At 38.4% G+C, this 15,038-nt stretch carries 11 protein-coding genes, 4 tRNA genes and 1 pseudogene; 2 read left to right on the forward strand and 14 right to left on the reverse strand.

The genetic code is table 11. The annotated features are described in order from the left end of the window. Nucleotides 1-260: pseudogene (locus KX581_RS06495) on the forward strand (hypothetical protein); the annotation flags it as partial. A 124-nt stretch (nt 261-384) separates the two neighbouring features. On the opposite strand, the gene speA reads toward KX581_RS06495, so the two are convergent. Genes speA through metG form a run of 6 tightly spaced genes read right to left on the reverse strand, consistent with a single transcriptional unit; the run spans nt 385 to nt 7,623 of the window. Next, a complete protein-coding gene (gene speA, locus KX581_RS06500) occupies nt 385-2,232 on the reverse strand; it encodes an arginine decarboxylase (protein ID WP_231175902.1) in 1,848 nt (615 codons plus the stop codon). A 14-nt stretch (nt 2,233-2,246) separates the two neighbouring features. Next, nucleotides 2,247-3,416 (reverse strand): glycosyltransferase family 4 protein, encoded by a 1,170-nt coding sequence (locus KX581_RS06505; protein ID WP_231175903.1) that lies wholly within the window; start codon nt 3,414-3,416, stop codon nt 2,247-2,249. 3 nt (nt 3,417-3,419) lie between these two features. Next, the gene (locus KX581_RS06510; protein WP_171923803.1) at nt 3,420-3,848 is read right to left on the reverse strand and encodes a hotdog domain-containing protein; all 429 of its coding nucleotides are present in this window, start codon (nt 3,846-3,848) and stop codon (nt 3,420-3,422) included. A gap of 16 nt (nt 3,849-3,864) precedes the next feature. Then, on the reverse strand, nt 3,865-4,650 hold the full coding sequence (gene cmoB / locus KX581_RS06515) for a tRNA 5-methoxyuridine(34)/uridine 5-oxyacetic acid(34) synthase CmoB (RefSeq protein WP_231175904.1): 786 nt from the start codon (nt 4,648-4,650) through the stop codon (nt 3,865-3,867). A gap of 3 nt (nt 4,651-4,653) precedes the next feature. Beyond that, complete coding sequence (locus KX581_RS06520; protein WP_231175905.1) at nt 4,654-5,661, reverse strand: ferrochelatase; 1,008 nt, start codon at nt 5,659-5,661, stop codon at nt 4,654-4,656. Next, entirely contained in the window at nt 5,662-7,623 is a 1,962-nt protein-coding gene (gene metG / locus KX581_RS06525) for a methionine--tRNA ligase (protein ID WP_231175906.1), read from the reverse strand. Between the two features lie 168 nt (nt 7,624-7,791). On the opposite strand from metG, the gene cfaS reads away from it, so the two are divergent. Continuing rightward, entirely contained in the window at nt 7,792-8,961 is a 1,170-nt protein-coding gene (gene cfaS, locus KX581_RS06530; RefSeq protein ID WP_017283187.1) for a cyclopropane fatty acid synthase, read from the forward strand. Nucleotides 8,962-8,963: 2 nt separating this feature from the next. Here cfaS and KX581_RS06535 read toward each other — a convergent pair whose 3' ends face one another. From KX581_RS06535 to KX581_RS06570, 8 genes are all read right to left on the reverse strand, one after another. After that, the gene (locus KX581_RS06535) at nt 8,964-10,835 is read right to left on the reverse strand and encodes a mechanosensitive ion channel family protein (RefSeq protein WP_231175907.1); all 1,872 of its coding nucleotides are present in this window, start codon (nt 10,833-10,835) and stop codon (nt 8,964-8,966) included. A 604-nt stretch (nt 10,836-11,439) separates the two neighbouring features. Next, nucleotides 11,440-11,516, reverse strand: a tRNA-Arg gene (locus tag KX581_RS06540). An 18-nt stretch (nt 11,517-11,534) separates the two neighbouring features. Then, nucleotides 11,535-11,611: transfer RNA gene (locus tag KX581_RS06545), tRNA-Arg, on the reverse strand. 59 nt (nt 11,612-11,670) lie between these two features. Continuing rightward, a tRNA-His gene (locus tag KX581_RS06550) sits at nt 11,671-11,747 on the reverse strand. A gap of 67 nt (nt 11,748-11,814) precedes the next feature. Next, a tRNA-Pro gene (locus KX581_RS06555) sits at nt 11,815-11,892 on the reverse strand. 184 nt (nt 11,893-12,076) lie between these two features. After that, nucleotides 12,077-12,826, reverse strand: coding sequence for an HpaA2 protein (gene hpaA2 / locus KX581_RS06560; RefSeq protein ID WP_231175908.1), 750 nt, complete (start codon nt 12,824-12,826; stop codon nt 12,077-12,079). A gap of 77 nt (nt 12,827-12,903) precedes the next feature. Beyond that, nucleotides 12,904-14,430 carry a glutamine-hydrolyzing GMP synthase gene (gene guaA / locus KX581_RS06565; RefSeq protein WP_231175909.1) on the reverse strand — a complete coding sequence of 509 codons (1,527 nt, stop codon included), beginning with the start codon at nt 14,428-14,430 and terminating at the stop codon, nt 12,904-12,906. 10 nt (nt 14,431-14,440) lie between these two features. Continuing rightward, nucleotides 14,441-14,929, reverse strand: coding sequence for a hypothetical protein (locus KX581_RS06570; RefSeq protein ID WP_079372543.1), 489 nt, complete (start codon nt 14,927-14,929; stop codon nt 14,441-14,443). Nucleotides 14,930-15,038 lie beyond the last annotated feature (109 nt).

The raw sequence follows: 15,038 nt of genomic DNA on the forward strand, positions 1-15,038 counted from the left end.
AAAACTTAACAAGACCCGATGGTAAGAGTGTTGGTGTTACTTTGGAGGAGTGGGCGAGGTTTTTACCTAAAAATAAAGAAGAGGCGAAATTTGTTGCGCAACTTTTATGCGATGGCGGTATCAATAAATACGGATTAAGCTGTGCAGGTCTTACCGAAAATCTGTTAAAAGACATTTACCCTGTCTTTGGTTTGGCGAGCGTGGGCGAGATCAATGAGTATCTTGATAATTTAGATTCGATGAGTATCTTGGTATTTTAGATAAGGAGGGCGAGGTAGAATAACCCCACCCTTATAAGGGGGCTCTCTTTTATTTTCTCTCTTATTTTTCTTTTTTCATTGATTGATAGCGATTAAAGTCGTTTAAATCCATTGATAGCGCTCTTTAAGAAATCGTGCGCAAATACCCGTTTTCGCTCAGCATGACATACAAGCGCCCCATGATTTCTTTCTTTTCTTCCATGTCCAGTTGGTTGTTGTCTTCAATTTTTTGTTTTAAAAGGCGCTCGATTTCTTTAGTGTCATAGTCTAAATCATCTAGCACATCTAAAATCGTTTGGGCTTCGCAAATATCTTCCACTTCATAATCGCCTTTTTCATCAAAAACCACGCTAAATTCCGTAGGGTGCGTGAATAAATTGTGTTTCATGCCTAAAACTTCTTGATACGCTCCCACTAAAAAGAACGCTAAAAAGTATTCTTCTCCATCTATATCTATATCGTGCAAAAACAAGGGCTTTGTGGAATCAAAAGCGATTTCCCCATCGCTATCGCAAGTAATATCCCACAAGCTCGCGCTCCTGGTGGGCTTTTCATCTAATTTATTCAAGGGCATGACTGGGAAATTCTGTCTCAAGCCCCAATAATCCGGCAAGCTTTGGAAAAACGAGCAATTCAATAAATAGCGCTCTTGAACCTGCTCTTGAATGCGTAAAATATCGTTATGATCCTTAACATAAAGCAACTGCACCGCTTTTTTGACGATCAAATGGGCTAAAACTTCAGTATTGCTCCTGTCAATCAAATCAATATAGCCCAGATCAAAAAGCGTGAATAGCGACTCGGTGTGATCAAAACTATCATGCAAGTATTCAATGGCGTTTTTTTCATTGATATTAGCGAGCAAGTCTAGCATTTCATCAATCAAGGGAGGGTTATTACTTTCTTTGATTTTTAGGGATTTTTCATTGTATTCATGCGAAAACAATTCTAACACCGGGGCCACTAAAACGGCATGGTTGGCGGAAATATAACGGCCTGATTCAATGAAAATATCCGGCTCTATTTCCTGCTTATTTTTCACAATTTCCCTCAATAAAAACACCACATCAGCGCTGAATTCCTCTAAAGTGTAGTTCTTGTCTTGGTGGTGCTTGTGTTGGGTGTATTCTACGGCTAACCCCCCTCCAATATTCACGCTATTAAGATTTTTAGCGCCCATTTTACGCAATTCTGCATACAAGTTTCCCGCTTCTCTTAAAGCCTTTTTTAAAGGCGAAATATCGCTGATTTGAGAGCCTATGTGGAAATGTATCATGTGGAAATGCTCTAACAAGTCGTTTTCTTCTAAAAGGCGCATCGCTTCTAAAACTTCAGTGCTGCTAAGACCAAATTTAGAATTGATCCCCCCACTCTTTGCCCAAACGCCAGTGCCAGTGCTGTGCAAACGGATGCGAATGCCAATTTTAGGGCAGGCTAAAAACTCGTTTTGTTTAGCCACGGCGATAATGGTTTTTAACTCATTCAAACCCTCAATGGTTAAAGTGATTTCATGCTGCATGCTTTTAGCGATAAAGCCAAGCTCAATCATTTCTTTGTCTTTAAAGCCATTCACGGTGATAGGGGCTGTAGGGTTAGTGTAACTCATTGCGATGATGAGCTCAGACTTGCTCCCGGCCTCTAAGCCGTAATCCAAACCCTTAGCCCCTTGCACTAAAGGGAAAACAAACGAGGGCATTTGATTGACTTTTAAAGGGAAAACCGCCTTAAAAGCCCCGCTGTATTGATACTCTTTAATCGCTGAAGAAAACGCATCAAACAGGCTTTTGATTTGTTTTTGCACCAAATGGGGGAATCGCACCAACAAAGGCCCTCTATAGCCCTTATCGCGCACGCTTTGAACGATTTCTAAAAGCGAGGGGTTTTTGCCATGGCAAACTTTAACCAAGCCTTTTTCTATCTTAAATTCGTTATTGCTCCAAAATTTAATCCCATAATCATGGACTTCTTGCATTTTTTATCCTTTTGTTACGATAAGGTTTTAAAGAGATGGGGGTTATTTTTAAAATCTTTAATCGCTTCTTCATAAACTTTTTCAATGTGAATGACTGAATTTTCTAAAGTGTAATTTAAAGCGCTTTTAGCGTATTTATTTTGCATCCTTTCTCTTTCAAGCTTGTTTTCTAACCACCAGTCTATTTTAGCGCTCAAATCTTTAGCGTTATTAGGCTCAAATAGCGATCGTTCATCTAGCGCAAATTGCCTGGTCGCGCTTAAATGGCTATTAGCGATAATAGGCACAATCCCCACGCTAATAGCCTCTAAACACGCAATCGCTTCGCTTTCCACATTGGCTGTGTGCACATAAAGGGTGCAAGTTTTTAAAATCTCTAACAATTCATTGGAATTGACAAACCCAAATTCCGTTTTTACGCCTAGTTTTTGGGCTAAAAGTTTGATTTTTTTCTCCTCAGGCCCTTTGCCTTTGAGCAATAATACAATATCTTGTTTGTATCGGCTTAAAGCAATCGCTTTGATTAAAACGCTTTGATTTTTTTCATTAGAATAGCGCCCTACCATAGCGATTTTAAAGGGTGTGGTGTCAAAAAGGCTTTTTTGCGGGTGTTCAAATTTAAACATGGGATCAAAGCCGTTAGAGATAGCGTATTTTTTCCCTCCATAGTTGTATTTTTCTAATTCTTCTACAATGAATTTTGATGGGCAATGGATATGGTGGATATAGCGGTAATGCGAAGATTTAAACCACGAAAAAAGCGTCATGTTAAACCACGAAAACCACCCCAATTTCATGTTATAAGAAATATGCTCTGGCTGTAAATGGAAAGAGCCAATATAAGGCACTTGCATTTCTCGTGCGATTTTTACGGCTGTTTTTTCTAGCAAAAAAGGCAAATAAGTATGGATCATATCCGCTCCCTTAAAAGCCTTTCTTAAGACTTTTTCATTGGGTTTAGCAAAAAGAATGTGTTGTTTGTGTGAAATTTCTGTAACTAGGGGAATATAGCGCTCTTTAAGGTTGTAATACCCCTCTTCTTCGCTCCCTAAATTATCCACATGAGGGGCAACCACTCTCATAACATGCCCTCTTTTTTTCAGCGCTTCAAAAAAACGAAACGCCGTCATAGAAGTGCCATTACTGGTGTCTTTAAAGCTATCCACGACTAAAACAATAACCATTAACTACTCTTCTTTAAAATTGAATTTAAAAGGCTTTTTATCAAACACCACGATTTCTATCATTCCCTCTAAAACCTGAATGTCTAACACAAACGCCTCTATTTTGATTTCAGCTTTTTTCACGCCATCTTGAATGACTTGCGCTTTAATGAGCGCTTCTTGATTCAATTCTAGGGGGGCATAAAAATTGATGTTATTAGAAACCACCACGCTGTGTCTTTTATTCAACGCACACAAGGCCGCATAATTGCACGCAATAAGCACAAACCCGGTATGCACAAAATTTTCTTCATACACCATGCTTTCATTGCCCTTGAAACGTGCATGGGCTATATCTTTTTCTAAAACGACCAATTCAGTGCCAACGCTTGGTTTGAAATTCTTACAAGTCTCTAAAGAGTCATAATCCACACGAACGACTGATTCTTGCACTATCTTAATCCTTTATTTAACGCTTGCTTGGTTTAAGCATTTTAAAATACCCCCTTAAAGGAGCGTCATACCCCTCTAAAGTTTTAGAGAGATCTGTTTTATCCAAAAAATCTTCCAAACTCTGCCCCAAAATAAAATCCGTTTTACGCTGTTCTTTAGGCGTGGTCTTTAAAACGCTAAGAATCTCAAAATTTTCAAACCCTACCCTTTCGCACCACCCTTTTAAAGTGCTAACACTGGGGATAAAATAAACGTTTTTCATTTTAGCATAAGTTTTTTTAGGGCAAAGGGCGATGTCTAGGGGCGAATCAATGATTAAGGTATCCAACACCAGCTCCCCTTTTATCTTTAAAGCATGATACAAGGCTTTTAAAGCCTCTAGCGGGCTTTTTCTATGGTATAGCACCCCTAAGCAAAAAATGACATCAAAAGCGTTAGGGTATTTTTCATGCAAATCCTCTACCCCTAAAGACTCGTAAATGATTTTTTTTTCTTTATCAAAAAAGGGGGCTAAAAATTCAAATTGTTTTTTGACTAAAACGCCCGGATCAAACCCCACCAAACTTTTAGGCCCATGTTCTAGCATTTTAAACAAGTAATAGCCGTTATTGCAACCCACATCAGCCACAACCTTATCTTTTAAAGGAGTGGCGTTTTTGACTAAATCCCATTTAATAGAGCTATCCCATTCGCTGTCAATCTTGATTTGAGAAATTTCAAAAGGGCCTTTACGCCATGGCCTTAACGCCATGATTTCTTCTAAAAGGGTTTTTGGATTGAATTTATCGTTACAAATGAGCATGACTTACCATAGCGTGGGGGTTTTTTTAAAAAGGGGGGGGTTTAAAAGGGATTCTAAATGATGAGAGCTAATCCCATAAATAAAAGCGAAATTAAACGATAAATTTTTTAATTGCTCTTTTAAGTTGTTGTGGGTGGTGTAAAAATAAGGGTTGGTTTTTTGAAAGAAAGCCGCGCTGTTTTTACGGCAAAACACGACAATTTTCCCCCACGATAAAGTCTCAAAGGCTTTTTGAAGCATCATTTCAAACAATTCTTTTGAAGTCTCAGCGGCAATCACCCTTGCCGTTGCACCATAGGGGGCTATTTCTAAATTTTTATTCACAAAAAAGGGTTTACAATGATCTAGTGGGTATTCTTTTTTGCCCAAAAGATTCAAATCAAACGCAATTTGTAATTTCTCGCACAATTGAATGACCCTTTTTAAAGGCTCTAAAAAGATGCATGGCATTTTTAATTCGTATTCTTGTTTTTCATAGACTAAAGCGCTGCAAAAAAACGATTGGTTGAGAATGATCAAACGGCTTTCTTTTAAATCTTCTTTTAAACGCTCTTGCTTATAAAACAAATGAAGCCACTCCAATTTATCAAAAAAGGCTATTTTACACCCCTCTATAATGAACAAATCTTCAAGGCTCTCTTTCAAGCACCACACAAAATCGCTCACCATGATTTTAGAAGCGATCTCTAATTCTATAGGGCTTAACAGCGCTCCAACCACGCGCTCATTCAACAAGCAAAATTTAAACAAATGATTCAAAGAATGCTCTATATCTTTAAGCTTGATCCATGCCACATCTCTATCGTTTAAAGGATACTCTCCTGCGTATAAAATCCCATAAGCCCCTAACTCTAAAGCTTTAGGAATGAGAGTGTGATCTTTGGCTACAAATAAAGAGCCTTTTTGGACTTTGTTTAAAGACAAAACAATAGAATTAAAATAGCTGATTGAGGGCGTGTTTTGCAATTCGCCCAAACTCAATTCTACGGCTTCATTCACCCCTAATCGCATTTAGCTAATCAAACTTCCTGCAATTTTTTCTCTGGTAGGGCTGATTAAAGCCAGATTATCATTATCTCGCACCGCTAAAATCATACCCTCACTCATCTCACCCATAAGCTTTGCGGGTTTTAAATTAGCCACCACGCACACCATTTGACCCACCAAGCCTTCAGGCTCATAATCCAAAGCGATCCCTGAAATAATCTGTCTCAAACGGCCTTCGCCTAAATCCACTTTTAAACGCAGTAATTTATTGGATTTTTCAATCCTTTGAGCTTCTTTGATAAGCCCCACTTTAATTTCTACTTTTTTGAAATCCTCAATGCCGATATAGTTTTCTTGTTTTAGTGGGGCTTTTTCTTTTGCGTCCTTTTTTTCTTTTTTTTCTTTTTCGTTTTTTTCTGGTAAGACTTCTCCCGCTTTTTCAGCCTTTTCAATTTTCTCAATTTTGGAAAATAAAGGCTCGGTGTCTTGTAAAATCATATCTTGTAATTTTTTAGCTTTAAAAAAGCGTTCGTAATTATCAGGCGTAATTTCTGCATGAAAAGCGCTCGCTAATTTAGCCGCGCTCTTTGGCATGAACGCATAGAGCAAAAAGCTTGATTGTAAAAGCACATTTGCGATCAAACTCAATAAGGCTTCTAGTTTTTCTGATTCGTTGTTTTTGTGCAAAACCCACGGCTCTTCTTTAGCGATGAGTTTGTTTAAAAAATCATAAACATTAAACAATTCTTCTAAAGCTTTATGCAATTGCATTTTAGGCACAAAAGAATTAGCGTTATCTAAAATTTGATGCACTTTTTCTAGCTCTTTAGAATAATAAGCGGTGATTTTTGCGCTTTTTAGAGAATGGTTGAAATATTTTTTAGCCATGCCTAGCAAGCGATTCAACAAATTCCCTAAATCGTTATTCAAATTCGCATTGATCCTTTCTATTAACGCTTTTTTAGAAAAATCCCCATCTTGCCCAAAAGGCACCTCACGCAATAAAAAATAGCGTAATTCCTCAATCCCATACTCCATAGCGATTTTTTGAGCGTCTAAAACATTACCCAAGCTCTTACTCATTTTCACGCCCTCTATCGTCCACCACCCATGCACGCAAAGCTGTTTGAATAGGGGCAAATTCAAACTCATCAAAAAAGCCGGCCAATAAATGGCATGGAAGCGTAAAATATCCTTACCCACAATATGCCTAGCGCATGCAAAATGTGCCATTTTATTGTCTAAATTATTCAAATACCCTAGCGCGCTCGCATAATTCAATAAAGCGTCCAGCCAAACATACACCACATGTTTAGGATCGTTCATTTTTTTAGGCAAAGGAATGCCCCATTCAAAGCTCGTGCGCGTGATAGACAGATCCAATAAACCCTGCTCAATAAAAGAAGTTACTTCATTTTTACGATAAATGGGCAAAATCGCTTCAGGGTTTTTAGCGTAAAAATCCAATAAAGGCTTCTTATACGCGCTCAATCTGAAAAAATAACTCTCTTCTTCTAAAAGCGTGGTCTCTCTCAAGCAATCAGGGCATAAGACTTTATCGTTCGTATTGTCCGTTTTAGAGATCGCGCAATAACTCTCACAGCTCACGCAATAATACCCACTATAAGCACCTTTATAAATATCCCCTTTTTCAAACATGATTTCAAAGGCGTTTTGCACGCATTTTTGATGCTCGCTGTCTGTGGTGCGGATAAAACCATCATAATCTAAATTGAAAAAATCCCACTGGTCTTTAAAAATCGCGCTAATGCTATCAGCGTAAGCTTTAGGGCTTTGATTTCTCAATCTCGCGCTTTGTTCGATCTTTTGCCCATGCTCATCGGTACCGGTTAAAAAAAAGACTTCTTCGCCTTGAAGCGTGTAATACTTCTTTAAAGTATCCGCAATCAAAGTCGTATAAGCATGGCCAATATGGGGGACATCATTCACATAATAAATGGGAGTTGTGATCAGTGATTTTTGCATCTTTATAATCGTGTTACCTTAAAATTGTTTAAATCTCTTAATTTTAACATGCTTTTAAAAATTTAGAGAATAGAGGTTGAATTTATGCGTATTCATGGGGTGTTTTTAGCTTAAAATTCATTATAATTAACGCTCAAAAAATTGAAAAATGAGTTAAGGAATAGACAGATGATTTCAAAATTTTTACTCAAAAGCATGTTCAAGCAGTGGAAAAACGGCGATTATCAGGTCGTTTTTTGGGATAATAGCGTTTATAGAAATGGCGAACATTCGCCTAAATTCACCCTTAAGATCCACCGCCCCCTAAAATTTAGCGACATTAAAAAAGACATGTCTTTGACGATTGCTGAGGCTTATATGGACGGCGTGATTGACATTGAAGGCTCTATGGATGAGGTGATGCATTCTTTGTATTTGCAAACCAATTATGAGCATTTGCACAAACATGACAACGCTAAAGCTATCCAAAAACCCATCAAAGAAAGCTCCAACATTTCTAAACATTACGATCTAGGGAATGACTTTTATTCTATCTGGCTGGATGAAACCTTAAGCTATTCATGCGCGTATTTCAAAAAAGACGATGACACTCTCCATGCCGCCCAACTCCAAAAATTGGATCACACTTTAAAAAAGCTCCATTTAAAGCCTGGCGAAAAACTGCTGGATATAGGCTGTGGTTGGGGCTATCTCTCTGTAAAAGCCGCGCAAGAATACGGGGCGCAAGTGATGGGGATCACCATTTCTAGCGAACAATACAAACAGGCTAACAAACGAGTCCAAGAGCTAGGGTTAGAGGATAAAGTAACGATCAAGTTATTGAACTACCAGGATTTAGACGGGCGCTTATACCGCTTTGATAAGGTGGTGAGCGTGGGCATGTTTGAGCATGTGGGTAAGGATAATTTGCCCTTTTATTTCAAAAAAGTTAAAGAAGTGCTAAAGAGAGGCGGGATGTTTTTGCTCCACTCCATTTTATGCTGTTTTGAAGGCAAGACTAACGCATGGGTGGATAAATACATCTTTCCAGGTGGCTACTTGCCCTCTTTAAGAGAAGTGATGAGCGTGATGAGCGAATGCGACTTCCACTTGCTCATGGCGGAAAGCTTACGCATCCATTACGCTAAGACTTTAGACATTTGGCGAGACAATTTCAACCACAATCTAGACCAAGTGAAAAGACTCGGCTATGACGAACGCTTTATCCGCATGTGGGATCTGTATTTAAGGACTTGCGCGTCCGCTTTTAGGGTGGGGAGCGCGGATTTATTCCAATTGCTTTTAACCAACAGCGTGGATAACACTTTCCCCTTAACCAAAGAATACATCTACCAATAATTTTAGATTTTAGCCCCTTCTTTCAGGCTAACTTCTGGCAAACTCTCCACATACAAGCTCTGTGATGGGAAAGCAAAACTCAGATGGTGCTTTTCTACAATCCCCATGATTTTTAACATCACATCTTCTTTGATTTCTAGCCACTCTTCCCAAACCACTGTTTTAGAAAAGCAATACACTAAAATATTGATAGAACTGTCCGCAAACTGGTCTAAAAAGACAAACAAATCGTTTTTATACCCTAAAAAATCATCAATAGAAACAATATCTTTTTTAAACATGTAGCGGTAATCGCTCACATTTTGTAAAGCGCTATCGGCTCCATTAGCGATTTTAGGGTGGTTTTCTAACATTTCTTTAATGTCTTTCACGCAAAGCTGTAAAGCGCTTTGACTGGAGCTATAAGTTAAGCCTATTTCCATTTTAATACGCCTTCCCACTTTACGGCGGCTCCAATTCCTAATGGGTTTTCCGGCTAATTCTGAATTAGGCACGGACAAAAGAGCGTTATCAAAGGCTCTGATCGTGGTGCGTCTTAACCCCATTTCCACCACCGTGCCCTCCACTTCACCGCACACGATCCAATCCCCTTGAGAAAACGAATTGTCTAATAATAAAATGACAGAAGCAAAAAAATTCGCCAACACATCTTTAACCGCCAAAGCCACCGCTAACCCCCCAATCCCTAAAGAAGCGATGATGGCTGAAACATTAAACCCTAGTTGTTTTAAAACCCCTAAAAGCGCGACAATAAAGATCAAAAAATACACGACTTTTAAAATCAAGTTGATCACTTCTTTTCTAAAATTGTGCGTGCTTTTGGTAGCCATATTCGTAACTAACGCTTCCCCATAGCCTTTAAAAAGCGCTATCACTAACCATGCTAAAAGCATGATATACACCGCGCCCACCCACATAGAAACTTTAGGGGGCGACGCGTTAGGGTAGTAGAAAATATCTAAAGCTATATCGCAACTAAACAGGGCTAAAAAGACAGAAACCGGCGAAACAATGCTTTTTTGCACATTGACATGCATTTTTTTATTGCGTTGCATGACTTCAAAAATCCAATCCAACAATAAAGCTAAAAGCCAAGTGATCAACTTCCTTAAACCTAGCAATAAGGCTAAAATCGTCAAAGCAAGCACAATCTTACTCACTTGCAAGCTATGGGCTGTGAAAGGCAAGACCTTGCTGATTTTGTTTAACACAAAATCCATATTCACTTCCATGACCAGGTTTTTAGGAAGCACTTCTTTAGGGTGGTTTTTAATGTAACGCAAGACTTCAGTGTAAGTGTTCAAACGCAATTCATAATCGCTAAACATCTGCTCTAATTCATGCATTTTGACATTGTCTAAATTTTTAGGGAAAGTGTAGAGTTTGAATTGCCCTAAACGCAAAAGAAAAGCATCGCTGATACTTTCCACATCTTTTTGTTCGCTAAAAATATCAATACTGCTCCTAATTTTATCTATAAAACGATACAAAATTTCATCTATCAACAAAATATCTAAAGACAATCTGTCTTTCATGAAAGTGTAGAAATCATTGCCCTTAATGCTTCTGGACAAACGCTTTTTGATTTTCTCTTGCTCTTTTAAATTTTGATTGATGTCAATGCCAATTTTATCCCTTTCATTCAACACTTTAGAAGTCAAACTTTTAATCAAGTCATTCTTTTGGGTGTTATACAGAGAGATTTCAGCGCTTTTTTCAGGGTTTTTCTTGTAAGTTTCAATGACTTGATTGAGTTGGTTGATTTGATTGAGAATCAAAAACAAATCCACCGCATCTGTTTCATGCTCTTCAACCGCTCTCAAAGGATTTAAAAACAATGACAATACCAATGCCCAATACAATAACCAACGCATATAAAACCCCATTCAAACAATAAAATTTCTTTCTATGATTTTTAGCCAATGTCTTGCGATTATACCAAAAATTAGAAACGCTTCACCCCATAAAGTTGCCCATGCAATTTGAAAGCGCTTTTTATTTATCCCTAAAAAGCGGGCTTTATCCCAATTGTGAGCCTCTTTTCAGATCGCTATATTGCTTGATGGCTTTGAGTATTTTTTAATTTTATGATTGAAGTTCAATTAAAAACAGAGCCTTAATTTTTAACAAATCTTGCTTTATATTTGATATTTTTATAGTAGGATTTCGCGCAAGTCGCAGTCAAAAAGCTTTCTCTGTTCGGTGCAATAAAGTCACGGATAATGTGCATATCTTTTATTCTTACATGTTTCACTTTTTAGGTTTTTATAACCGCTTTTATTAATGTTTTCATGCAAGATCTGTGTTTTAGAGATTTCCAGCCCTACCACTTGTGATTGGGCTATTTTGATGATCAATCTTTAGAAGAAAAAACCATAAAGATGTAGTATCCTATGCCTATAAGAAAAACAAGAATTAAGAAAATGAGCAATCCCCACTCTAAAGAATCCATAACTCCTCTTTAAAGAATGTCAAAAGTGGTGCGCTTGGCAGGACTCGAACCTGCGACCTACGGCTTAGAAGGCTGTTGCTCTATCCAGCTGAGCTACAAGCGCATGGTATTTGGCGTTAGGTGGTGCGCCCGAAGGGAGTCGAACCCCTAACCCCCAGATCCGAAGTCTGGTGCTCTATCCAATTGAGCTACGAACGCTTACAATTCAAATAAAGAAACGACTAATATAAATTTGGTAAAACGCTTATTTAATGAGATGGGGTGGAAGATGGGAATTGAACCCACGACCCTCAGGACCACAATCTGATGCTCTAACCGACTGAGCTACTCCCACCATTCAATGAAAGGAAGCAATATTCTACCAAAGAATTTTAAACAGAACAATAAATTATGCAAAAAAGTGGTCGGGGCGAAAGGATTCGAACCTTCGACCCCTTGGTCCCAAACCAAGTGCGCTAACCAGACTGCGCTACGCCCCGAAATTTTCACATGAAGCGTTATTATAGCTGAATTTTTTGATTTTTGAGCGTAATTTTTCAAAAATGCCACTAAAATCAAAAGCGGCACTCAAAAATGATATTAATCCAACTCCCCCACCCTTTTAAAAAGCTACTCTTTTAAAAACAACTCTAAAGGATTTTTAAGCTTTTCGTTTCTTAAAAACTACTTTCGTTTTTTCATTTCACCAGAAACTTTTTCATAATGTTCCATGTGTTTTTTGCTTAACTCTTTGGTGATAAGCACCATCACTTTGTGATAGGCTTGATTCATGATCTTTTTAATAGCTCTGTCATGGTCGGTTTCTTTAATCTTATGCACAAAAGTTTTGGGGACAAAACCTCCAGAATTGGTGCGCCGTAATTCCACTCTTTCAATCATAGCCTCAATCTTTGAAACATCAATACCAAAACTATGGACAATATCCTCGCTACTAGGCTCAACAAAATTCAAATTCAAATACCCCGAAGACATGTCTATAACCTTTTCTTCATTCGCCGCATCGTCTCCTTCTACAATATCTTCTAAGATAGCCATATTCCCATCCATGCGTAAAACAAGCAACGCTTTTTCTTTGATGTCTTGAGGGATTTCGCTAACATCTTTGAATTGCGAAACGCTATAACCCTTCCTTTCCAAAACATTACTCAATTGAAGGGCTAAAGATTTTTCAAACTCTTTTTGATAGCTTTCAGGGATAACCTTATTGATCTCTATTTTAGGTTCGATCAAAACGACTAAATGGCCATTTTTAGGCTCTTGCTTGCCTTTAATAGGGTAGTGGAAATGCAACTCCACGGACTCGCCCGTATTATTGTGCTGTTGCTTTGCAGGCATTCCATCAGCTAGAGCCGTATAAAACGCCCCACTCACTAATAACGATCCTAAAACTACCGCTAAACTACCTTTTTTCATTAACTTCCTTTCTTTTTTAAAATCAATTCCTAATCTTACCCAAAAAATCCCACTTTTAGCGCTATTTTTACGGATAATCATTCCCATTCAATCGTTCCTGGTGGCTTAGAAGTAATATCATACACCACCCTATTGATACCGCTCACTTCATTAGTGATACGATTAGAAACCTTTTCTAAAAAAGAATGCTCTAAAAATGAAAAACTCGCCGTCATGCCATCGCTCGCATTTACCGCTCTTAAACAAATAGCGTTTTCATAAGTGCGATTATCCCCCATAACCCCCACAGAATTGACATTCAACAGCACGCAAAAAGCCTGCCAAACCTTGTCATACAGATCCGCCTTTTTAAGCTCTTCTATAAAAATAAAATCCGCTTCTTGCAAGCATCTGATCTTACTCTCGCTGACTTCGCCTAAAATCCTTACCGCAAGTCCAGGCCCTGGAAAGGGGTGGCGCATCAAAAAATCCTGGCTAACGCCCAATTCCTTACCCAACAAACGGACCTCATCTTTAAACAATTCCCTTAAAGGCTCTATGAGTTTAAAGTCCATCCATTCAGGCAGTCCGCCCACATTATGGTGGGTTTTGATCACTTTTGAAGGCCCTTTAACGCTCACGGATTCAATCACATCAGGGTATAAAGTGCCTTGGGCTAAAAACTCAATTTTGCCTTTTAAATGGTGCTTCTTGGCTTCTTTTTCAAACACTTCAATAAAGGTTTCGCCGATGATTTTTCGCTTCAATTCAGGCTCGCTCACGCCCTTTAATTTAGACAAAAAGATTTCTTTAGCGTCTATCGTGCTTAAAGGGATTTGCAAGTCTTTAAACATCGCTTGGACTCTTTCTTTTTCATTTTTACGCAACAAGCCATGATCCACAAAAACAGCGATCAAATTATCCTTAATGGTTCTGTGTAATAGCGTAGCGACCACCGTAGAATCCACGCCCCCACTCACCGCACACAAAACCTTAGCGTTAGCAATTTTTTCTTTCAACCTTACAACTTCTCTTTGAGCGAAATGCTGCATCCCCCAAGTTTTTTCACAGCCACAAACTAAAAGGGCAAAATTTTCTAAAATCTTACCCCCTTCTTCGCTTTGAACGACTTCTGGGTGGAATTGCAAGCCAAAAATCTTGCCGTTTTCAATCGCGCAATGGGGGGAATTAGGGCTTTTGGCAAGGGTAGTGAAGCCTTTAGGCAATTCTATGACTTTATCCATATGGCTCATCCACACAAGGCTTTTAATCTTCACGCCTTCAAAAATCACAGAATCTTGAACGATTTCTAAAACAGCCTTACCAAATTCTTGCTCATTCGCACCAGCCACTACCCCCCCAAAAAAATCCACCAAATACTGCATGCCGTAGCAAATCCCTAAAATCGGCAAATTCAAATCAAAGATTTTCTCGTTAGGCTTGTAAGCGTCTTTAGCATACACGCTCGCTGGCCCCCCACTCAAAATCAAACCTTTAGGGGCTTTTTTTTGAATGTTTTCTATGCTTTCAAAAAAAGGGACTATTTCTGTATAAATCCCGCTCTCTCTCAATCTTCTAGCAATCAGCTGTGTGTATTGGCTCCCAAAATCTAATACTAAAATCATCGCTCATTCTTTATTTTTGTGGGATCTGTGTTTTATTGTATTGATTTTTGTAATTCACCCTATAGCTTTCAGCCAACTCAGGCGCTTTTTGCACAAACCAGCGTTCTAATTTTTCTAGTTCGTATCTGTAATTTCCACCTTTTGAGCAATATTGAGAATCAATCAGCGAAAACACATAGAGCGTCTTATTTTCTTTAGATTGGAATAAAAACTCCTTATGGAATAGCGCTTTTTTAGGCATGCCACTCATCAGAGTCTCAGGCAATAAAAAAGCGTCAAAATCACAAAGCACTTTTTTACTCAATTTGTTGCTTTTGGTAACCACAAAAATGATCTCTTTTTTCATGTCTTGTTTAAAAGCTAATGAAAGCACATTCAAAAAGGGCGGAGTCAAACTTTTATCCACCCTAACCTTAAAAGCTTTAGAATCCCCTAATAAGACCCCCATAGACAAAACCAACCCCACGCAACATTTCAAACTCGTTTGAAAAATATTCATCTTTTATCCTTATAAGCGTCAATATTGAAAACAGAAATTAAACACATTGATTGGGTATTATAATATAAAAATTGAGAATTACCCCACGCTTCAGCTTGGCTAGCGCTCA

The organism is Helicobacter pylori, from assembly GCF_021062735.1.
GTDB lineage: Bacteria > Campylobacterota > Campylobacteria > Campylobacterales > Helicobacteraceae > Helicobacter > Helicobacter pylori_DN.

Excerpts from the sequence above, each read along its gene's own strand:
- cfaS (WP_017283187.1), top strand. The coding sequence starts at position 7,792 with ATGATTTCAAAATTTTTACTCAAAAGCATGTTCAAGCAGTGGAAAAAC.
- KX581_RS06505 (WP_231175903.1), bottom strand. The coding sequence starts at position 3,416 with ATGGTTATTGTTTTAGTCGTGGATAGCTTTAAAGACACCAGTAATGGC.
- KX581_RS06535 (WP_231175907.1), bottom strand. The coding sequence starts at position 10,835 with ATGCGTTGGTTATTGTATTGGGCATTGGTATTGTCATTGTTTTTAAAT.
- hpaA2 (WP_231175908.1), bottom strand. The coding sequence starts at position 12,826 with ATGAAAAAAGGTAGTTTAGCGGTAGTTTTAGGATCGTTATTAGTGAGT.
- KX581_RS06570 (WP_079372543.1), bottom strand. The coding sequence starts at position 14,929 with ATGAATATTTTTCAAACGAGTTTGAAATGTTGCGTGGGGTTGGTTTTG.
- KX581_RS06520 (WP_231175905.1), bottom strand. The coding sequence starts at position 5,661 with ATGCGATTAGGGGTGAATGAAGCCGTAGAATTGAGTTTGGGCGAATTG.
- guaA (WP_231175909.1), bottom strand. The coding sequence starts at position 14,430 with ATGATTTTAGTATTAGATTTTGGGAGCCAATACACACAGCTGATTGCT.
- speA (WP_231175902.1), bottom strand. The coding sequence starts at position 2,232 with ATGCAAGAAGTCCATGATTATGGGATTAAATTTTGGAGCAATAACGAA.
- metG (WP_231175906.1), bottom strand. The coding sequence starts at position 7,623 with ATGCAAAAATCACTGATCACAACTCCCATTTATTATGTGAATGATGTC.
- cmoB (WP_231175904.1), bottom strand. The coding sequence starts at position 4,650 with ATGCTCATTTGTAACGATAAATTCAATCCAAAAACCCTTTTAGAAGAA.